Raw genomic sequence first — 20,474 nt, 5'->3', positions numbered from 1 at the left:
GGCAATTCGCTGGCCCCCCACCTTTGCAATTGAAGGCAAACTTCGTTCCCCTTCAATTGCTTAGGACAGCAATATGCGAGTACTTCTAGCTACGATGGCCGGCTGCCTGCTCGCCACATTCGCTTTCGGCGCCCAGGCCAGGGCGCTCAGTCAGAATGATCGCCACACCTGCCAGTGGGGTGCGCAAATAGCCGGTGAAGCCCAGCAGGCCAAGCTTGCCGGGGTCACCCTGTACGCTACGCGCAAGAAGCTTCAGGTGCGAAAGTTCGCCAAACCGTGGATGCGCATGACCGCCTTCGGCATTACTGAACAAACCTATAACAGCCGCTCCAGGCTCAAGCCTGCGGCAATCCGGCAGACCTATTACGAGCAGTGCGTGCACCATGCAGTTGCGAAGAGATAGGTGTTTTTATTTCAAGCACTTATGAATCAAATCTAAAGTACTTCATGAATTTAAAAACGCCGCCACGGGGCCCCTGCCGTGAAGCAAGCTTCAAGCAGCCCCGGACGGCGCCCAGTGCTGAATCAGCAGCCGCTCAGCACCGCCGGACGGCGTTCCCCGGCAAAGAACAGCGGGCGCAAGCGCACCCCGATCAGGTTGCCGGCGTAAGCCGCCACCAGCCACAGCCAGCCATGCACGCTGCCCGAAGCAATACCGCTGAAGTACGCTCCGATATTGCAGCCATAGGCCAGGCGCGAACCATAGCCCAGCAGCAGCCCGCCAATCACCGCAGCCAGCAATGACGGCAGCGGAATTTTCAGGCTGGGCGCAAAACGCCCGGCCAACCCTGCTGCCAGGAGCGCACCGAGCACGATGCCCAGGTCCATGACCGTCGTGATGTCCTGCCACAACGGCGAAGCCAGCGCCTTGGCGTTGGTCGGTGCCTGCCAGAACACCCAACTGGCGACATTCACACCCAGGCCTTCAAGCACCTTGGCGCCCCACAAGGCGAAGGCCGAGGTGATGCCCCACGGCCGCCCCGCCAGGGCCAGTGTCGCGTAGTTCAACACGGCCAAAGCGATGGCGCCCCACAGCAGCGGCCAGGGTCCCCGCAGCAATCGCCGCAAGCCGCGCTGCGCACTGCCGACAGGCGCCTCCAACCCGCCATGCCGGCGCTTTTCCAGCACCACGCTGGCCCACGCGATCAGGCCAAATACGCCCAGGCTCACCAGCAGCGCCGGCGCCACGCCCCACGCCTGCACAATCGAGGTGGCCGGGAACGACGGTAAGGCGAACCACCAGTCGGCGTGGTGGGTAGCGCTGACCGAACCGATGATGAAGAACAGCAAGGTCACCAGCATGCGTGTATTACCCCCGCCAACGGTGAACAGCGTGCCCGAGGCACAACCGCCGCCCAGTTGCATGCCGATGCCGAAAATGAACGCACCGAACACCACCGAAACACCGGCCGGGGCCACAAGGCCGGTCACGGGTGAGCCAAACAGGCTACCTGCCGACAGCGCCGGGAAGAACAACAGCACCGCCAGCCCCAGCATGAACATCTGCGCGCGCAGGCCCGCGCCCCGGCGTTCGTTGATGAACACCCGCCAGGCTGAGGTGAAACCAAAGGCCGCGTGGTACAAGGTCAGGCCAAGTGCGGCGCCGACCATAAGCAGCAAGGCCTGCTTGAAGCCGGCGTTGAGGTTCAGGAACCAGGCACCAGCCAGCAGCACAAGCAAGGCGACAAGGGGCACGCCGAAGCGGCGCGGTGCGGGTGTTGCGATTGCGGAAAGACCCATCTAAATACTCGGATAACAGTGAAACGGTTGGCGAGTATACCCGCAACGGTCAACCGGGTCCGCGTATGGCCAGGGCATTTGTTAAGCCGTTCAAAGCTGCCAGCTCTCACATACTGCACAGCACTCAAGCCATGCGCCGTACCTGAGGGAGATTCTATGGTTCCTGGCGGGGGTAGCCGGAGCATCTTCAGCGCCTGTGAGATCGAGCGCCGCCCGCGCGGCGCAATCGCGAGCTGCGCTCGCTCCTACTTTTGTTTCGGGCCAGTTATTCCTGTGGGATTCGCGCGCGAACGCCTTGGTGCATGCCTCAATATCGCGCCGTACAAACAAGGCGGCCGCGCGCGCCTGTCACAGGCGTTACTGGCCCGAAACAAACGTAGGAGCGAGCGCAGCTCGCGATTGCGCCGCGCGGGCGGCGCTCGATCTCACAGGCACTGCATATCTTGTGACAAACACCTGTCAGCCCTAAGGCGACCCCTGTGGGAGCTGGCTTGCCGGCGATGGGCCGCAACGCGGCCCCCGCCTTTCGCAATGAGTGGCCGCACGCGAAGCCGGCCACCTTCACCGATTGCGCGTAACCCGCCACACGGTATTGGCCAGGTCATCCGCAATGATCAAAGCACCGCGTGGGTCCACCGTCACCCCCACCGGGCGACCGCGGGTCTTGCCGTCTTCACCCCGGAAACCCGTCGCGAAGTCAATCGGTTCCCCAGCCGGTTTGCCATTGCTGAACGGCACGAAGATGACCTTGTAGCCCACCGGGTTCGGCCGGTTCCAACTGCCGTGCTCGCCCACGAATACCCCGTCGGCAAATCCCTCCCCCATGGCCGGGATCGAGAAGTCCACCCCCAGTGCCGCCACGTGCGAGCCCAGGCTGTAGTCGGGTTTGATCGCCGCGGCGACCTTGTCCGGGGCCTGCGGCCTTACGCGCTCATCGACGTTCTGCCCCCAGTAGCTGTAGGGCCAGCCGTAGAAGCCGCCGTCACGCACCGAGGTGAGGTAGTCAGGCACCAAATCAGGCCCCAACTCATCGCGCTCGTTGACCACTGTCCACAACTGCCCGGTCTGCGGCTCAATGGTCAGTGCGGTGGGGTTGCGCAGGCCTGTGGCGTAAGGCCGGTGCGCGCCGGTTTCGGCATCCACCTGCCAGACCATGGCGCGGTCGATCTCCACTTCCAGGCCGCGCTCGGTGATATTGCTGTTCGAGCCGATGCCCACATACAGGTAGCGCCCATCGGGGCTGATCGTGAGCGCCTTGGTCCAGTGGTGGTTGATCTGCGATGGCAGGTCGGTGACCTTGGTCGGCGGGCCGTCGGCCTTGGTCTGGCCTTCGGTGTAGTTGAAGCGCACCAGGGCGTCCTGGTTGGCCACGTACAACTTGCCGTCGGCAAAAGCCAGGCCATACGGCGCGTTGAGGTTTTCCGCGAATACCGTCTGCACCTCGTACTTGCCGTCGCCGTCGGCATCGCGCAACAAGGTCAGGCGGTTGCCGCCTTTGACCTGGGTGTTGCCCTTGGCCTTGATCTGGCTGGCAATCACATCCTTGGGCTTGAGCTTGGCCGCGCTGCCGCCCCTGCCTTCGGCCACCAGGATGTCGCCATTGGGCAATACCAGGCTCTGGCGCGGAATCTTCAGGTCGGTGGCAATGGCCGTGACACTGTAGCCTTCGGGAACGGTCGGTTTCTGCGCACCCCAGGCCACCGGCTGAGCGATCTTCATGCTCGGCAACAAGCCACGTTGTGGCTCGGGCAAGCGCGGGTCCGGGCCATGGGCCTGGGTAGGCTCGCCATCGCCACCACAGGCACTCAACAGCAGCGCCACACTCAATACACTCAACGCGTGCAAGGGCTTCATGCTTCACCTCCAGAACGCAGGTTGCTCAAGCCGGTCCAGGCTGCGGCCAACGCCAGTACGCTCACGACCACCGACAGCACCAGCCCTGCCGGCATCACCGCCCAGGCGTCCTTGGCATGCTCGAAGGCATTGATCAGGCCAAGCACCCAGGTCACCAGCAGCAGCACGAAATACAGCGTCGGGCGCCCGCCTTTGCGCTCGGCGCGGATCAGGTTGGCCAAGGCAAACAGCAGCGCCAGCCCGCAGAACAGCAAGGCCCCGGTAATCAGCCAGGCGGCGAAGTTGCTCCACTGGATCTGGTAGCTGTTGTAGTAGGCGATATCGCTCAGCAGCGCGCCCAGGAACAACGGCACACTGCCGGCCAACAGCAGGGCGTGCAGCGGGCTGGGGGTGCGCCGGTAAAGGGTGTGGTCGGATGTGGTCACGGTGCCTCCTTTTCATTCGGTGACCCAGGCTGACAGGGTGGCCATCAGCCGTGCGCAGGGTGCGCCTAGCAAAGGAGCCCTGCGCATCGCCGATAGTTCACCGCTTCGCTGCAATGAAACATCTTGTAAGAACCGATCCCCCCAGCGTGCACACCATTGGGCTCAAGCAACCAGCAGCGCCTCAGCAGATGCCCTGACAGGCAAAACCCCAGGCATTCATTGATTGAAGTTATTGAAGGCAACCGCTGTAAGAAGTTACTGACAACCCAACTTAGAACTGGACTTTCGTACAACACAACAGCGAAGAATGCCCTGCAAAAATCTCAAATTATTTCCCCACTTGCGTTGCTCTGACCGGCGCGCTAACACTGGTGCCATCACGCACTGGAGGAAGCCCCATGTCTCATCTTGCCCAGTTCCGCGCCCTCGAATGGCTACTCGCCAACAAGAAAGACGAACTTCAGTTCATCAAGGTTGACCCCCAGCTTCGCCGCGAGCTGGAATTCGAAAGCAAACTGCACGACCTGCTGGCCGAATATCAATTCGGTTTAAGGCAGGTGCTGAGCATCATGGCACCTGAGCAGCGCCACACGTTCGACCTGTTCACCCGGCAACCCCACGCACTGGTTTCACCGACCGGTTTCCGGGCGCGGCTCAGCAAGTTTTATCAAAACCCCTATACCGGTGAAGTTGTCGAAGCCAAGAGCACCTTGCACAAGACCTTGCGCCAGTGGATCAGGCAGTACAGCCGCGCCGAAGTGGAAAGCTGGGTAATACCAGGTGCCCTGCTACCACGCAGCCCGCGCGAATAACCAGCGCCGGCTCAGCGGTAATCCTGCTGCCTCGCCGGCACACGCAAGCGTTCGGTAACCGAACATTAGCCCGCCTCTTGAATTGACGCTGCCGCCCGCACTGCTCACCATGCACCGGCCTTGCGTGCACCCTTGCCTGGGAAATGGTCACGCACCCGCAGCACCGCAGTTGAATACAATTTCAAGAAACGAGCCGTCATGAACAACTCCAAGACTCACCCCGCCGCGCCCCGGATGCCCCAGGGTTCGATCGGCGACAAGCTTCGCGCCGCCTTCGGCGTTGGCAAGACCCGCTGGGGCATGCTGGCCCTGGTGTTCTTCGCCACCACCCTCAATTACATCGACCGCGCCGCCCTTGGCATCATGCAGCCTGTCTTGGCCAAGGAAATGAGCTGGACGGCGATGGACTACGCCAACATCAACTTCTGGTTCCAGGTCGGTTACGCCATCGGCTTTCTGTTGCAAGGCCGGCTGATCGACAAGGTCGGCGTCAAACGGGCCTTTTTCTTTGCCGTGCTGCTCTGGAGCCTGGCCACCGGCGCCCATGGCTTGGCCACCTCGGCTGCCGGTTTCATGGTTTGCCGCTTTATCCTTGGCCTGACCGAAGCCGCCAACTACCCGGCTTGCGTGAAAACCGTGCGCCTGTGGTTTCCGGCCGGTGAGCGGGCCATCGCCACCGGTTTGTTCAATGCCGGTACCAATGTCGGCGCCATGGTAACCCCAGCGCTGCTGCCACTGATTCTGGCCGTGTGGGGCTGGCAGGCCGCATTCATCGCCATGGGCTGCCTGGGCCTGGTGTGGGTAGTGCTGTGGCTGGTCAAGTACTACAACCCTGAAGACCACCCGACAGTGCGGCAGAGCGAGGTGCAGTACATCCAGCAAGCTGTCGAGCCCGAGCCGACCCGGGTACCGTTCAGCCGCATACTGCGCCTGCGCGGGACCTGGGCGTTCGCGGTGGCCTATGCGATCACCGCACCGGTGTTCTGGTTCTACCTGTACTGGTTGCCGCCCTTCCTCAACCAACAGTACAGCCTGGGCATCAATGTGACCCAGATGGGTATCCCACTGATCATCATCTGGCTGACGGCCGATTTTGGCAGCATCGGCGGTGGCATTCTGTCGTCATGGTTGATCGGCCGCGGCGTGCGCGCCACGACGGCGCGGTTGCTGTCCATGCTGGTCTTCGCCTGCACCATGGTCAGCGTAGTGTTGGCCGCCAACGCCAGCGGCCTCTGGGTCGCGGTGGCGGCCATTTCGCTGGCGGTGGGGGCGCACCAGGCCTGGACGGCGAACATCTGGAGCCTGGTGATGGACTACACGCCCAAGCACCTGGTGAGTACCGTGTTCGGCTTCGGCAGCATGTGCGCAGCCATTGGCGGGATGTTCATGACGCAGATCGTCGGCAGCGTGCTGACGGCTACCCACAATAACTATGCCGTGCTGTTCACCATGATCCCGGCCATGTACTTCCTGGCGCTGGTATGGATGTACTTCATGGCGCCGCGCCAGGTCGAAAGCGCCTGAGGCGCTGCTCAGTTACCTCTACGGGGCCCTTGCGGGCCCTTTTTTTGCGCCACCGGTCAACGGAGGCGCCGCGCCGCACTGGCCACTGTCAGACCTTGGCCAATACCGCCTTGGCGTGGTCCAGCGCCATGCGCGCACGCTGTTCGCCGCTGATCCCTTGTTCCAGCAACTGCCGGGTAGGGATTTCCAGGCTCAGCGGGAGGGTGGCCGGTAGCGCACGCAGCAGCCCGACCAGATCGGCATCGCCATCACCCGGGAAGCGCCGTTCGTTACGCGCCTGGCGCAGGATTTCGTCCATGTCGGCCGGCACTGGCCCCGCCACGTCGCACAATTGGGCATAGCGCATGCGTTGCGGTGCCAACTGCGCCAGGTCGCTCAGCGCAGAGCCGGAGCGGTTGAAATGGAACGCGTCCACCAGCACGCAACCATTGGCCTGATCGGCGTTGGCTACCACGCGCATGGCCTGGCGCAAATCGCGTACGTCGGTCCAGGGCATGAACTCCAGGTGCGGGTGGATGCCATGGCCCGCCGCCAATTCGCACAGCGCGGCAAAGCGCTCGGTGAGCCGTGCTTCGTCCGGGTCGTTGCCTGCCACCAGCAGTTCGGTACCCCCCAGCTCGGCACCCACCGCCAGGATGGCTTCGAAGTCCGCCACGCAGGTGTCCGGCTTAAGGCGCAGGATCTCCAGGTCCAGCACCTGGATGCCGGTATCGCGCAGGCGTGCCTGGGTCTGCCTGCGCAGATCGGCATTGGCCACCAGCGGGTAGTGCTGTTCCTGCTCGGTGGCCGGCACCAGGCGCAGGCCAACATGGCTGTAGCCAGCGCGGGCAGCAGCCTCGACCATGTCTGGCGGGGACAGTTCGAGTACCGTCAGGGCCGCGAGGGAAAATATTCGATCAGTCATTCGTCGTCACCAGCAAAGAGGGTATCAGGCAATGTGCTCGGGAGCACAGGCGCGGCCGCTGGCGGCAGCCTGGCGGATCGCTTCGATCAGTGCCAGGGTGCGGCCAGCGTCGGCGGCATCGACCAAAGGCGGCTGTTCACCGCGGGCGACCCGCACGAAGTGCTGCAACTGCAGGGTCAATGCTTCACCGGCGGGTATGCTGTGCTGGTGCTGCAACAACGGTGTGTGCCACCCCGAACCCGGCTCGGCGTAGTGCCAGTGCTTGAGCTGAGGAATGCTCAGCGAGCCCTGGGTGCCGGCCAGCAGATAACACGGCTGGCCATCCTGGCGCGGGTAGACCGGGCTTTCACCCGAGTCGAGCTCCCAGCTCCAGGGCGCCGCTACGGCGTCCGAGCCGGTCAGGCTACCCAAGGCGCCATTGGCGAACTGCAATAGCACGGCGGCACTGTCTTCGTTGGCGAACCCGCGCACGTCGTTGCGGGTGAAGGCCTGCACCTGTACCACCTCGCCGCACAAGTAACGCAGCAGGTCGAGGTCATGGATCAGGTTGGTCAGCAAAAAACCCGCACCCGGCTCGCGGCGCCAGGCGGTGTCGAAGTAGCTGTCGGGCTTTTGCAACTGCCACAGTGCGGTGACATTGATCAGCCGGCCCAGCTTGCCTTCGCTGATCACCTGGTGCGCCTTGGCGATCAATGGATTGTGCCGACGATGGTGGCCGACCAATACCAGTACCTTGCACCGCCGTGACGCCTCGACCAGCGCCCGCACCTCCTGCAGCTGCACGCCCACCGGTTTCTCCACCAGTACCGGCACGCCGGCTTCGACGCAATCCAGCGCAGTGGCCACGTGCTGGTTGTTCGGGTTGGCGATGATCACCGCCTCGGGCTGCACGCGTTGCAGCATCTGCCAGTGGTCGGCAAAGTACGGCACGCCGCAGTCGACGGCGAAGGCTTCGGCCTGCGGGCCGGGGTCGGCCACCGCGCACAACCGGGCCTGGGGTACATTGCGCAAGTGCTGGTAATGCTGGCGGCCCATGATGCCAGCGCCGACCAGGGCGATACGAAGGGGTGCGTTCAACAGCCTGTCCTCTTGTCATTGTTGTAGTGCGAATATGAAACAGCGTTCCAGAATTCACACTCAGCAATTTAGAACCAGGTTCAACTTTTCAGAAGAGCCTGCTGAACAGACTGTGCGGTAATCGACCGGAATATCCCTCAGGCAAACAGCTCGCTGGCGTGGCTGGCGGCAGACAGTTCCTCGGTAGCCGCCAGCAATAGGGGGGCCAGCTCGGCCAAACGCCTTTGCGCCAGGCGTGCACTGGGCCCGGCAATGCTCAGCACGCCAATCACCTCGCCGCTTTGCGGGCGCCGTACCACCGCAGCCAGCGCCGAGGTGCCCACCGCCGAGGTTTGCTCGACCCAGGCATAACCCAGCTCGCGGGCGCGGTGCAGGTAGGCGAGCAACTCGTCGGTGGTGCGCGGCGCATTCGGGCCGAACTGGCTCGGGTCGGCGATGCCCTGGCGCAGCACCATCTGCAGCGCCTGCTCATCGTCCAGGCTGGCCAGCCAGGCGTGCCCGGACGCGGTGTAGAACAGCGGCGCGTCGCGCCCCATGTCCGGGTCGTAACGCAACCCGGAGCGCGCGCCCTGGGACTTGGCGATCCAGGTCTGCCGCCCCCCATCGATGACACCAAGGCGCACCAGCTCACCGCTGTCCTGGGCCAAGCGGTCGAGAATCGGCTGAATGACATCGGCACCACTGCTGGCCAGGTAACGGAAGCCTTGGGCGACCAGCTTGGCCGACAGCTGATAGCGGCTGTTGTCACGGTTCTGCCGTACGTAGCCCAGCCGCATCAGCTCGGCCAGCATGCGGTGCGCGGCGCTTTTAGGGATATCCAGGCGCTCGGCCAGGGTTTGCAATGCCAGGCCCTGGGGCTCACCGGCAAGGCTCTCAACAAGATTGAAGGCGCGTTCGATCTGACTACCAGCCATGACACAGGTCCTTGCTACGTTTTGCGAATTCTAGAAGATGATTCCACATCGCCGACAGGGTACACATGCCAGCTCCTGCCAATTGTTCGATTATCGCCCGCTTGTTGCGCGGGCGGTCAGCCCTGCCCTTGCGGATCGACACGGGCCAAATAAGAATATAGAACCACGTTCCAATAACAATACAGGATTAGTGCGATGCCCCCTGCCCCCTTCGAAACCGAATGCGATGTACTGGTGATAGGTTCAGGCGCCGCCGGGCTGGCCGCCGCTGTAACAGCTGCCTGGCATGGGCAAAAGGTGATTCTGGTAGAAAAGGAGCCAGTGCTGGGCGGCGCCACGGCCTGGTCCGGTGGCTGGGCCTGGGTGCCGCGCAACCCGTTGGCGCGCCGCGCCGGCATCGATGAAGACATCGAGCAGCCACGGACCTACCTGCGCAATGAGCTGGGTGCCCATTACGATGCCGAACGGGTGGACGCTTTCCTTGAAGCCTGCCCCCACATGGTGGCGTTTTTCGAGAAGCATACGGCGCTGCAGTTTGCCGACGGCAATGCGATACCGGACATGCACGGCCACACCCCTGGCGCCGCCGAAGGTGGGCATCAGGTGATTGCCGCACCGTACGATGCCCGCGAGGTGGGTGCACTGCTGCCACGCCTGCGCCAGACCCTGCACGAAACCTCGTTCATGGGCATGCCGATCATGGCCGGCGCCGACCTTGCCGCGTTCCTCAACATGACCCGTTCGCCCAAGGCCTTGCTGCACGTTTGCAAGCGCTTCGGCCGGCACCTGTACCATCTGGCCCGCCATGGCCGGGCCATGCACCTGGTCAACGGCGTGGCACTGGTGGCGCGGCTGGCCAAGTCGGCGCAGGACCTGGGCGTGCAGCTGCAGGTGTCGGCGCCGGCCAAGCATTTGCTGGTCGAAGCAGGCCAGGTGTGCGGCGCGCTGGTGACGACCCCGCAAGGCGAGCAGCGTATCCGCGCCAAGGCAGTGGTACTGGCAGCGGGCGGCTTCCCTCACGACGCTGCCCGGCGCCGGCAGCTGTTCCCCCGCGACGCCAGCGGCCACGACACCCTGGCCCTGCCGCCAAAGGGCTGCTCTGGCGATGGCCTGCGCCTGGGCGAGGCAGCAGGTGGCGTGGTGGCCACCGACCTGCAGTCGCCGGTGGCCTGGGCGCCGGTTTCGCAGGTGCCGCATGGCGATGGCACTGTCGGCCATTTCCCGCACATCATCGAACGGGGCAAACCGGGCATCATCGGGGTGCTGGCCAACGGCAAGCGTTTCGTCAATGAAGCGCACGGTTACTATGACTATGTGGCAGCCATGGTCGCGGCAGTGCCAGCGGACCAGGAGGTGTGTTCGTGGCTGGTGTGTGACCACCGTTTCCTACGCCGTTATGGCTTGGGCCATGCCCGCCCGGCGCCACTGCCGGTGTGGCCGCATGTGCGCAGTGGCTACCTGAAACGTGGCGCCACACTCGAAGCGTTGGCGGTTGCCTGCGGCATCGATGCGGACGGGTTGCGCGCCACCGTCGAGGCCTTCAACAGCCCTGCACGCCACGGCCAGGACCCGGCCTTCGGCCGTGGCTCCACCGCATTCAACCGCAAGCAGGGCGACCCGCAACACCCAGGCCCCAACCCGTGTGTGGCGCCAATCGAACAGGGCCCGTTCTACGCGGTGAAGGTGAAGCCGGGTTGCTTTGGCACCTTTGCCGGGTTGCGCACCGATGGCCAGGCACGGGTACTGGATGCCAGCGGCCAGCCGATCACCGGGCTGTACGCGGCAGGTACCGACATGGCCAGTGTGTTCGGTGGCTGGTACCCGTCTGGCGGCATCAACCTGGGGCCCGCATTGACCTTCGGCTACGTGGCCGGGCGGCATATTGCCGGGGTGCAGGCGTATGAGTAAGCGGCCGGCGGCAGGTCGTGCTTGCCGCCGGCCCGGGTTCAGCCGCGCAGCTGGTACCAGGTGGTCTTGAGCTGCGTGTACTTGTCGAACGCATGCAGCGACAGGTCGCGGCCAAACCCCGACTGTTTGCCGCCACCGAAAGGCACCGTGACATCCAGTGCATCGACCGTGTTCACCGACACGGTACCGACTTTCAGCGCCCGCGCCACGCGGTGCACCTGGTTGAAGTCGTCGCTCCACACCGAAGCCGCCAGGCCATAGATGCTGTCATTGGCCAGGCGCACCGCCTCCTCTTCACTGTCGAAGGCACTCACTGCCAGTACCGGCCCGAACACTTCTTCCTGCGCCAGGCTCATGCTGGCATCGACCTCGGCGAAGATGGTCGGCTCGATGTAGTTGTCCGACCCGCCGATATGCAACCGCCGACCGCCACACACCAGCCGCGCGCCCTCTTGCCGCGCGCGGTCGATGGCGGCCTGGATACGCGCTGCCTGGCCAGCATCGACAATCGCCCCGGCGCGGCTGGCCGGGTCCAGCGGGTTGCCAGGCTGCCATTGCCGGGCCTTGGCCTGCAGGCGCTCGATGAACTCATCGTGGATGGAACGCTGCACATACAGCCGCGAGTTGGCGGAGCAGACCTCACCCTGATTGAAGAAAATACCAAAGGCCGCCTTTTCCGCAGCCAGGTCCAGGTCCTGGCAGTGCTCGAACACCAGGTTCGGGCTCTTGCCCCCGCACTCCAGCCATACCTGCTTGAGGTTGGACTGCGCCGCGTATTGCATGAAGTACTTGCCCACCTGGGTGGAGCCTGTGAACACCAGGCAATCCACGTCTGGGTGCAGGCCCAGGGCCTGCCCGGCCTGCTCGCCCAGGCCCGGCACCACGTTCAGCACGCCTTCGGGCAAACCGGCTTGCAGGGCCAGTTCGGCCAGGCGCAAGGCCGAGAACGGCGACTGTTCGGCCGGCTTGAGCACCACGCTGTTGCCCGCGGCCAAGGCCGGGGCCAGCTTCCAGGCGGCCATGTCCAGCGGGAAGTTCCACGGCACCACTGCCGCCACCACGCCCAAGGCCTCACGGGTGATGGTGGCCAATGCATTGGTGGCGGTCGGCGCCACCTGGTCGTAGCGCTTGTCCAGCGCCTCGCCGTACCAGGCAAATACCTGCGCCGACCCGGGCACATCGATGTTGTAGGCGTCCATGACCGGTTTGCCCATGTTCAGCGAGTCCAGCAACGCCAGCTCTTCGCGGTGGGCCATGATCAGTTCGGCCAGGCGCTGCAGCACTTGCTTGCGCTGCCCGGGGGCCATGCGCGCCCACGGGCCGTGCTCGAAGGCCTGCCGTGCGCTGGCCACGGCCAGGTCGACGTCGGCCTGGGCGCAGGCGGCGACCTGCGCCAGCACCTGGTTGGTGGCGGGATTGATAGCGGCAAAGGTCGCGCCACTTTGGGCCTTCACGGCGTTGCCAGCGATCAGGGCGCTGGCCGGCAAGTACAGGTCCGCAGCGCGTTGCTGCCAGAATTCGAGGGTGTACATTTGTACTCCTTTCAAGCGGTTGTGCTGACGGACTGTCAGAGCTTGCCAACCAGGCGCGCCGTGCGGTCAACGGCGATGCGGGTTTTCTCCACCAGCTCATCCAGCTCGCTGTGGTTGGCGATCAAGGCCGGCGCCATGATCATCCGCCCCAGGGTGGAGCGAATGATCACCCCCTCCTCGAAGCCGAAGGTCCGGCACTGCCAGGCCAGGTCGTTTTCATTGGCAAAGCGCTTGCGGGTAGGCTTGTGCTCTGCCAGTTGCAGCGCCGCCACCAGGCCTGCGCCCTGCACCTGGCCAATCAGCGGGTGGTCGGCAAACACCTCGCGCAGGATGCGCTGCAGGTAGGGGCCGGTGTCGTCCTTCACCTGGCGCACGATGCCTTCGTCACGCAGGGCTTTCAGGTTGGCGATGGCCACCGCCGCTGCCACCGGGTGGCCGGAATAGGTCAGGCCGTGGGCGAACACCCCGCCCCGCTCCACCAGCGCTTCGGCTATGCGCTTGCTCAGCACCAGCCCGCCCATGGGTACGTAGCCGCTGGTCAGGCCCTTGGCTATGGACAGGGTATCGGGCTGGAAGCCGAAGTATTCGTGGGCAAACCATTCGCCGGTACGACCAAAGCCACCAATCACCTCGTCGGCACACAGCAGCACATCGTACTGGCGGCAGATGCGCTGGATTTCCGGCCAGTAGCTTTCCGGCGGGAAGATCATGCCGCCTGCGCCCTGGAACGGCTCGGCAATGAAGCCAGCAACGTTTTCGGCGCCCAGCTCCAGGATTTTTTCTTCCAGTTGCAAGGCACAGCGGCGGCCGAACTCGGCCGGGCTCAGCTCACCGCCTTCGGCGTACCAATAGGGCTCGTCGATGTGCGCCACATCCGGGATCAGCCCGCCCATTTCGTGCATGAACTTCATGCCACCCAGCGCCGTGGCCGCCAGAGTCGAGCCGTGGTAGCCATTCCAGCGGCCGATCATGATCGTCTTGCTTGGCTGGCCGACCACCTGCCAGTAGCGGCGCACGGTGCGGATCAGCACCTCGTTGGCCTCGGATCCGGAGTTGGTGTAGATCGCGTGGCTGTAGTGCCCGGGCAGCAGGCTGAACAGCAGCTCCGAAAGCTCGATCACCGCCGGGTGGGTGGTGTGGAAGAACATGTTGTAGTACGCCAGCTGGTCCATCTGCCTGGCGGCAGCGGCGGTCAGGTCGCGGCGGCCGTAACCGAGCTGGGTGCACCACAGCCCGGACATGCCATCCAGGTATCGCTTGCCCTCGCTGTCCCACAGGTGCAGGCGCTCGCCACCTACGATCACCCGCGGCCCTTCGGCGTTCAGCGCCTTCTGGTCGAGGAAGGCATGGATGTGGTGCGCGGCGTCGGCTGCCTGGTAGTCACGGGTCTGGCGTTGCGGGGCGAAAGGCGCATTCATTGTTGGTTTTCCTTTGCGGTGGGGTGCACGGCAGCGGCGCTCAGCGCCGCTTGCCCATATAGCTTTCCAGCGGGTCCTTGCCCAGCACGCCCTGGGCATTGGCCAGCGCGTCGATGAACAGGGAAAACAGCTCGGACTGGGTGCCGATATCGAGCTTGGCGTAGACGTTCTTGCGGTGCGACTTGATGGTGTCTTCCGACACACCCAGGCGCTCGGCCAGCGACTTGGTCGAATGGCCGCGCAAGATCAGCTGGGCAATGCGGCATTCGCGCTCGGTCAGCAACGAGCTGCCGAAGTTGTTCAGCGCAGCGTGAATACGCTGCTCAAGGATGTTCTCGAAGCGCCCGGCACGGCTGTCGACGCCGGCAAAATGCTTGCCGAGTAGCGCCAGCACCCAGGGCGTGATGTGCCCGAAAAGTGCACGGGTTTGCGGGTCGAGCTTGTCGGTGAAAGCCAGCGACACGGCCAGGCTCTGGCCGGGGGCCAGCTGCAGGATGTAGTTGAGTTCGTCTGCCAGGTGCGAGTGGCGGTAGAACGACTGGTAGTACTCGCTGACCTCAAAATGGTCGGGTGCCACCTCGAACAGGCCGTAGCAGCCAGACCCCAGCTGCTCCACGCAAGCACCGTAGAACGGGTCGAGCAGGTAGAAACCCGACAGGTAGCGGCTGACGTTACCCTCGGGCTGCCAGGGCGCCTTGTCGTCCTGCTCGAACAGCGCGCAGGGCATGCCGTGGTGCGGGTACAGGTACACCGTGGTGGCCTGGATCGGCCGGATCACGCCCAGTGCTGCAAACAGGTTGGCGGCGAAGCCAGGCCGGCCGATTGCCTCGGTGACCTTGGCCTGGTGCTCGAACCACTGTTCTGAAAGCAATTGGATAGTCACAGTCGGCCTGCCATATGGAGTAAGGCACCGCCGCCAGTGCGGTGCGTGGTTGGGCAGATACTCCCATGGCAGGGGAACCTGCGGAATCACCCTTTGGGGTGAGCCGGATGGCCGCTGCCTGGGCTCACCCCAAAGGGTGATTCCGGGTGCTGGCGGGGTGTGGGAGCATCAACCCGCCCCAGCGCTGCGAGCCTTGCGCTCGACCTCCTTGCACGACACCCCGGTAACGAGCCTGCTCGCCTGCCGCAGTGGCCTGCATCCCTTTCCAGGAGTTAGCAATGCATACAACAACAAGTACAGCTCACCCCACCACCCCGCCCGCCACCGCGCAACCTGCCGCCAGCAGCGGGCGTTTGCGCCAGTCCATGAGCATGACCGCCCTGGTGCTGTTCGGCCTGGCATACATGGTGCCGCTGGCGGTCTTCACCACCTATGGGCTGGTCACCCAGATGACCAAGGGGCACCTGCCCACTGCCTACCTGCTGACCCTCGCCGCCATGCTGCTGACCGCCTACAGCTACGGCCGCATGGTCCAGGCCCACCCCTACTCCGGCTCGGTCTACACCTATACCCGCAAGGCCTTTGGCAGCCACATCGGTTTCATCACCGGCTGGACCCTGCTGCTCGACTACATTTTCCTGCCACTGCTCAGCTACCTGCTGATCGGCATCTACATGTCGGAATACTTCCCGGCCATTCATGCCTGGGTGTGGGTGGCAGGGTCCATCGCCCTGGTCACCTTCCTCAACCTGATCGGCATCGAGTCGATCACCCGCGCCAACTGGATCCTGGTGGTGACGCAACTGGTGTTCATCGTGGTTTTCGTCGGCCTGGCCGTGCTCAGGCTGAGCGGCCAGGCCGAACCCGTTTCGCTGCTGGCGCCGTTCCACCACGACGGTTTCAGCGTGCCGTTGGTGATGACCGGCGCGGCCGTACTGTGCCTGTCATTCCTGGGCTTCGATGCGGTCTCGACCATGGCCGAGGAAACCAGCAACCCGACCTACCGTATTCCGCTGGCGATCCTTGCCGTGTCCCTGATCGGCGGCTTGCTGTTCCTGGTGGTGTCGTACTGCGCACAACTGGTCTTCCCCGACTGGGGCAGCTTTGCCGACCCGGACTCGGCCTCGGTGGACGTCATGCGCCGGGTAGGCGGCGAACTGCTGGTCAGCGCATTCACCGCCACTTACGTGGCCGGCTGCTTCGCCTCGGCCATGGTGTCGCAAGCCAGCGTGTCACGGGTGCTGTTCGCGATGGGCCGAGACGGCGTGCTGCCGCGGGCGTTTGGCCAGCTTGCAACGAAAAAGCGCGTACCGGCCACCGCCATCCTGGTGGTCAGCCTGCTGTCGCTGATTGCCCTGGTCATTACCCTCGACACCGTGGCCAACATGATCAGTTTCGGCGCACTGTTCGCCTTTTCGGCGGTGAACCTGGCGGTGGTCAAGCACTACCTCATCGACCGCAAGCTGCGCGGTGCCGGTAATGTGGTGCTGTACGGCGCCATACCGGGGCTGGGTTTTCTCAGCACGCTGTGGCTGTGGAGTAGCCTGACCAGCCTGTCGTTCAGCATTGGCCTGTGCTGGATGGGCATGGGCCTGCTGGTACTGCTGGGGCTTACCCGGGCGTTTCGGGTCACGTTGCCGGCCAGGCCAGGCGAAACTCATTGATGAAATCCACGTGCGAGGCTTCAATAGGCACACCCGAACCGGGAACCCAGTTCATCATAGAAGCCACCCATGTACTCTTCCGAACGCCTCAAAGGCATTGACGTTTTCGTCGCCGTCGCTGACTTGGGCAGTTTCACGGCAGCTGCCGAGCGGCTCAACCTGACCAGCTCGGCCATCAGCAAGAGCGTGGCCCGGCTGGAGGCCCGCCTGGGCGCACGGCTGTTCAACCGCACCACGCGCAGCCTGTCGCTGAGTGAAGCGGGCGTGGTGTTCTATCGCACTTGCACCTCGGTCCTGGCCGACCTGGAAGAAGTCGAGCACACCCTGGCGGCCAGCGATGACCAACCCCATGGCAAAGTGCGGATCGAACTGCCCGCCTCTTACGGTCGCCTGCATGTGCTGCCGCTGATCCTCGACTTCATCCGCCTGCACCCGTTGCTGCAGCCGCATGTGTCGTTCTCCGACCGTTTCGTCGACCCGGTGCACGAGGGCATCGATATCGTGGTGCGCATCGGTGGCCCGGATGCCTGGCCGGCGGCGCTGGGCCACCAATACTTCGGTGCCCAGCGCCTGATGTTCTGTGCCGCCCCTGGCTACCTGGAAAAGCATGGCGTACCGCAACACGAGCGCGACCTGGAGCACCACCACTGCGTGGGTTATGGCCACACCGACGGCCTGGTCAGCCCGTGGTACTTCAAAGGCCGCCACCCCGGCGAAATGGAGCGGCGTACCGTGCAGCCGCGCATTGCCGTGGGCGATGGCGAAGGCGAAGTGGCAGCGGTGCTGGCCGGCCATGGCATCGGCCAGCTACCCACCTGGCTGACCCAGCAGTACCTCGACCAGGGGCGCCTGGTCGAAGTATTGCCGGCACTGGCCACCGACGGCTTGCCAATGAACCTGGTGTGGCTGAAAAGCCGCGAAGGGCTACCCAAGGTTCGCGCCTTGCTCGACTACCTGCTACCGCGCCTGGCGCCTCACGGCAGCCGGGCCTGCGCACCGGGCTGAGGCGCCAGCCGGCCCACCACGGGCACCAACGCCAGCGCCAGCAAGGCGATGCCAGCCGCCACGTAGCCCACGTAGCCGACCCCCAGGTGGGAAATGGTCATGCCACCCAGCACGGCCCCCAGGCCGATACCGGCGTTGGCCGCCGACACATTGGTGGTACCCGCCAGGGCTTGGGCATGGGTGACCGAACTCATCACCCGCACCTGGCTCACCGGGTACAGTGCCGTGTTGGCAATGCCCCACAGCGCCAGCGCCAGGCAGAACAGCACGGCCCCCTGGGCCAGCGGCACCAGCGCCGCCATGCCAATGGCCAACAGCACCAGGAACAGCGCGCTGGCCCTGAGCGGTGAGCGGTCCACGGCCCGCCCGCCGATCCAGTTGCCAAGCAAGCCGACCGCGCCAAAGCCCATCAGCCACCAGCCGGTATGCGCCGGGGCCACGCCCGCTACCCGCTGCAGCAGGTCGGCCAGGTAGGTGTAGCCCGTGAACATGGCCGTGAACACCACCACCGACAGCAGCACATTGGCCAGGAAAAAACGCTCTTTGAAAATGCGCGCCTGCTGCATGAAGTCAACTTTCGCCGTGCGCGCCACGTGCGGCATCCATACCCACATCGCCAGCGCCATCAGCAGCGACAACGCAGCCAGGATCCAGAATGCACCGCGCCACCCCACCGCCGTTGCTGCCACGGTCCCCAACGGGATACCCAGCAACATCGCCGCCGAGATACCCAGGTAGACCTTGGCAATGGCCTGCCCGGCCCTGTCGCGCCCAGCCAGGTGGCCGGCGGTTTCACTGGCGGTGCCCCAGAACACCGGCAGCGCCAGTGCCGGTATCACCCTGGCGACGGCCAGCACCCAGAAACTGCCGGAGGCAGCAGCCAGCGCATTGGCTGCGGCGAAGACCAGCAAAATGCCGATGAACAGGCGCTTGCGGTCCAGGTGCGCCAACGCCGCCGTCAATAGCGGGCCGGCCAGCATCACGGTGAATGCGAACAGGGTGACCAACTGCCCCGCCAGCGATATGGAAATACCCAGGTCCTGGCTAAGCGCGGGCAGCAAGCCAACGATCAGAAATTCGGTGGTCACGATCAAAAAGGCTGAAAACGCCAGAATGGCAATGCTGATTGCAGCGTGCCGGCTGGGGGTGGCGACCCCAGGGCTTGGTTCGAAAGCGGACATCAAGACAGGCTCCAGAAATAAGGTCACCAGTCTATTGGTAAACTTAATTCGTATTTCTGGTGTTATTTCACTAATCGGATGACTCGATTTCATCAATCGAGCGCTGATGTATACAACTTTCAGGATTCCTGATTACATACGCGTTCGCCTACGACCTCGGTAATCGCCCAGGCGTATAGCGACGGGCTTAAGCCATGTCATTTACCGCTACCAAGAAAACCCTCCTCGTCAAAAACGCCCAACTGCTGGTCACCATGGACAGCGAACGCCGCGAAATCAAAAACGGCGGCCTGTACATCGAAGACAACCTGATCAAGCAAGTGGGCCCCAGCGATAGCCTGCCGCAGCACGCCGACGTGGTGCTGGACATGGCCGGCAAGGTGGTCATCCCGGGCCTGGTCAACACCCACCACCATATGTACCAGAGCCTGACCCGCGTGGTGCCGGCGGCTCAGGACGGTGAACTGTTCAACTGGCTGACCAACCTGTACCCGATCTGGGCTCGGCTGACCCCGGAAATGATCGCGGTGTCGACCCAGACCGCCATGGCCGAGCTGATGCTGTCCGGCTGTACCACCTCCAGCGACCACCTGTACATCTACCCCAACGGCTGCAAGCTAGACGACAGCATTCATGCTGCCAGCGAGATCGGCATGCGCTTCCATGCCGCGCGCGGCAGCATGAGCGTAGGGCAAAGCCAGGGCGGCCTGCCGCCAGATGCGGTGGTCGAGAAGGAAGCCGACATTCTCAAGGAGTCGCAGCGCCTGATCGAGGACTACCACGATGCCAGTCACGGGTCGATGCGCCGCATCGTCGTGGCGCCCTGCTCGCCGTTCTCGGTCAGCCGCGACCTGATGCGCGAAGCTGCGGTGTTGGCGCGCCAGTATGGCGTTTCGCTGCACACCCACCTCGCCGAGAACGTCAACGACATCGCCTACAGCCGTGAAAAATTCGGCATGACGCCCGCCGAGTATGCCGAAGACCTCGGCTGGGTCGGCCACGACGTCTGGCACGCCCACTGCGTACAGCTCGACCAGCATGGCATCGAGCTGTTCGCCCGTACCGGTACCGGGGTTGCCCACTGCCCTTGCTCGAACATGCGCCTGGCCTCCGGCATTGCCCCGGTGCGCAAGATGCGTGACCACGGCGTTGCGGTTGGCCTGGGCGTAGACGGTTCGGCCTCCAATGACGGCGCCAGCATGATCGGCGAAGTGCGCCAGGCCCTGCTGCTGCAGCGGGTTGGCTTCGGCCCAGACGCCATGACCGCCCGTGAAGCGCTGGAAATAGCTACCCTGGGCGGCGCCAAAGTGCTCAACCGCAACGACATCGGCGCCCTGGCACCCGGCATGGTCGCCGACTTCGTCGCGTTCGACCTGGGCCATGTGGCTTACGCCGGCGGCCACCACGACCCGTTGGCCGCGCTGGTGTTCTGCACCCCGACCCAGGTTCACACCAGCGTCATCAATGGCCGGGTGGTGGTCAAGGACGGCCAGTTGGCCACGATCGACCTGCCACGGGTGCTGGAACGCCACAACCAGCTGGCCCTGCAATTGGTCAGCGGCGCCTGAACGCGACGGCAAGCCAGCCGTTTGCGCTGCACCCGCGTGCTGTGGGCTCGCCGGCGATGGGCTGC

At 64.2% G+C, this 20,474-nt stretch carries 17 protein-coding genes; 7 read left to right on the top strand and 10 right to left on the bottom strand.

Translation table 11 applies throughout. The annotated features are described in order from the left end of the window. The first annotated feature begins 73 nt into the window (after positions 1-73). Positions 74-403, top strand: coding sequence for a hypothetical protein (locus tag L1P09_RS10415; RefSeq protein ID WP_047149831.1), 330 nt, complete (start codon positions 74-76; stop codon positions 401-403). Positions 404-525: 122 nt separating this feature from the next. Here L1P09_RS10415 and L1P09_RS10410 read toward each other — a convergent pair whose 3' ends face one another. From L1P09_RS10410 to L1P09_RS10400, 3 genes are all read right to left on the bottom strand, one after another. Beyond that, complete coding sequence (locus L1P09_RS10410; RefSeq protein WP_054906146.1) at positions 526-1,740, bottom strand: YeeE/YedE family protein; 1,215 nt, start codon at positions 1,738-1,740, stop codon at positions 526-528. 561 nt (positions 1,741-2,301) lie between these two features. Continuing rightward, positions 2,302-3,594: a PQQ-dependent sugar dehydrogenase gene (locus tag L1P09_RS10405; RefSeq protein WP_235768791.1), complete on the bottom strand. Its 1,293-nt coding sequence runs from the start codon at positions 3,592-3,594 to the stop codon at positions 2,302-2,304. Next, complete coding sequence (locus tag L1P09_RS10400; RefSeq protein ID WP_235768790.1) at positions 3,591-4,019, bottom strand: DUF2231 domain-containing protein; 429 nt, start codon at positions 4,017-4,019, stop codon at positions 3,591-3,593. The genes L1P09_RS10405 and L1P09_RS10400 overlap by 4 nt, the downstream gene beginning before the upstream one ends. Before the next feature lie 398 nt (positions 4,020-4,417). On the opposite strand from L1P09_RS10400, the gene L1P09_RS10395 reads away from it, so the two are divergent. Together L1P09_RS10395 and L1P09_RS10390 are read left to right on the top strand one after the other, a co-directional pair. After that, the gene (locus tag L1P09_RS10395) at positions 4,418-4,831 is read left to right on the top strand and encodes a histone-like nucleoid-structuring protein, MvaT/MvaU family (RefSeq protein ID WP_232892957.1); all 414 of its coding nucleotides are present in this window, start codon (positions 4,418-4,420) and stop codon (positions 4,829-4,831) included. Between the two features lie 234 nt (positions 4,832-5,065). Next, positions 5,066-6,355, top strand: a complete 1,290-nt coding sequence (locus L1P09_RS10390) for an MFS transporter (protein WP_371105816.1) — start codon at positions 5,066-5,068, stop codon at positions 6,353-6,355. Positions 6,356-6,443: 88 nt separating this feature from the next. Here the strand turns inward: L1P09_RS10390 and L1P09_RS10385 are convergent, their stop codons facing one another. The 3 genes from L1P09_RS10385 to L1P09_RS10375 all read right to left on the bottom strand — a co-directional run bounded on the left by L1P09_RS10385 (position 6,444) and on the right by L1P09_RS10375 (position 9,250). Further along, on the bottom strand, positions 6,444-7,259 hold the full coding sequence (locus L1P09_RS10385) for a sugar phosphate isomerase/epimerase family protein (RefSeq protein ID WP_232892958.1): 816 nt from the start codon (positions 7,257-7,259) through the stop codon (positions 6,444-6,446). A 24-nt stretch (positions 7,260-7,283) separates the two neighbouring features. Then, positions 7,284-8,336, bottom strand: coding sequence for a Gfo/Idh/MocA family protein (locus L1P09_RS10380; protein WP_235768789.1), 1,053 nt, complete (start codon positions 8,334-8,336; stop codon positions 7,284-7,286). 137 nt (positions 8,337-8,473) lie between these two features. Then, positions 8,474-9,250 carry an IclR family transcriptional regulator gene (locus L1P09_RS10375; RefSeq protein WP_192439931.1) on the bottom strand — a complete coding sequence of 259 codons (777 nt, stop codon included), beginning with the start codon at positions 9,248-9,250 and terminating at the stop codon, positions 8,474-8,476. Positions 9,251-9,445: 195 nt separating this feature from the next. On the opposite strand from L1P09_RS10375, the gene L1P09_RS10370 reads away from it, so the two are divergent. Next, positions 9,446-11,158, top strand: a complete 1,713-nt coding sequence (locus tag L1P09_RS10370; RefSeq protein WP_232892960.1) for an FAD-dependent oxidoreductase — start codon at positions 9,446-9,448, stop codon at positions 11,156-11,158. Positions 11,159-11,196: 38 nt separating this feature from the next. Here the strand turns inward: L1P09_RS10370 and L1P09_RS10365 are convergent, their stop codons facing one another. The 3 genes from L1P09_RS10365 to L1P09_RS10355 are packed head-to-tail and all read right to left on the bottom strand — an operon-like array spanning position 11,197 to position 14,991. Continuing rightward, on the bottom strand, positions 11,197-12,690 hold the full coding sequence (locus L1P09_RS10365; protein WP_192439929.1) for an aldehyde dehydrogenase: 1,494 nt from the start codon (positions 12,688-12,690) through the stop codon (positions 11,197-11,199). A 35-nt stretch (positions 12,691-12,725) separates the two neighbouring features. Continuing rightward, the gene (locus L1P09_RS10360; protein ID WP_009685103.1) at positions 12,726-14,108 is read right to left on the bottom strand and encodes an aspartate aminotransferase family protein; all 1,383 of its coding nucleotides are present in this window, start codon (positions 14,106-14,108) and stop codon (positions 12,726-12,728) included. 40 nt (positions 14,109-14,148) lie between these two features. Continuing rightward, positions 14,149-14,991, bottom strand: coding sequence for a helix-turn-helix transcriptional regulator (locus tag L1P09_RS10355; RefSeq protein ID WP_054912317.1), 843 nt, complete (start codon positions 14,989-14,991; stop codon positions 14,149-14,151). A 278-nt stretch (positions 14,992-15,269) separates the two neighbouring features. On the opposite strand from L1P09_RS10355, the gene L1P09_RS10350 reads away from it, so the two are divergent. Next, positions 15,270-16,655, top strand: coding sequence for an APC family permease (locus L1P09_RS10350; RefSeq protein WP_235768788.1), 1,386 nt, complete (start codon positions 15,270-15,272; stop codon positions 16,653-16,655). A 69-nt stretch (positions 16,656-16,724) separates the two neighbouring features. Next, on the top strand, positions 16,725-17,660 hold the full coding sequence (locus L1P09_RS10345; protein WP_009685106.1) for a LysR family transcriptional regulator: 936 nt from the start codon (positions 16,725-16,727) through the stop codon (positions 17,658-17,660). Here the strand turns inward: L1P09_RS10345 and L1P09_RS10340 are convergent. Next, entirely contained in the window at positions 17,630-18,841 is a 1,212-nt protein-coding gene (locus L1P09_RS10340) for an MFS transporter (protein WP_161892749.1), read from the bottom strand. The genes L1P09_RS10345 and L1P09_RS10340 overlap by 31 nt on opposite strands. Before the next feature lie 194 nt (positions 18,842-19,035). Here L1P09_RS10340 and L1P09_RS10335 point away from each other — a divergent pair, with 194 nt between their 5' ends. After that, positions 19,036-20,409, top strand: coding sequence for an 8-oxoguanine deaminase (locus L1P09_RS10335; RefSeq protein ID WP_192439927.1), 1,374 nt, complete (start codon positions 19,036-19,038; stop codon positions 20,407-20,409). Positions 20,410-20,474: the final 65 nt, after the last annotated feature.

The organism is Pseudomonas juntendi (assembly GCF_021560075.1).
Taxonomy (GTDB): domain Bacteria; phylum Pseudomonadota; class Gammaproteobacteria; order Pseudomonadales; family Pseudomonadaceae; genus Aquipseudomonas; species Aquipseudomonas juntendi.
Note: the sequence above shows the minus strand (reverse complement) of the source record. Positions and strands in the feature narration are given on the sequence as shown.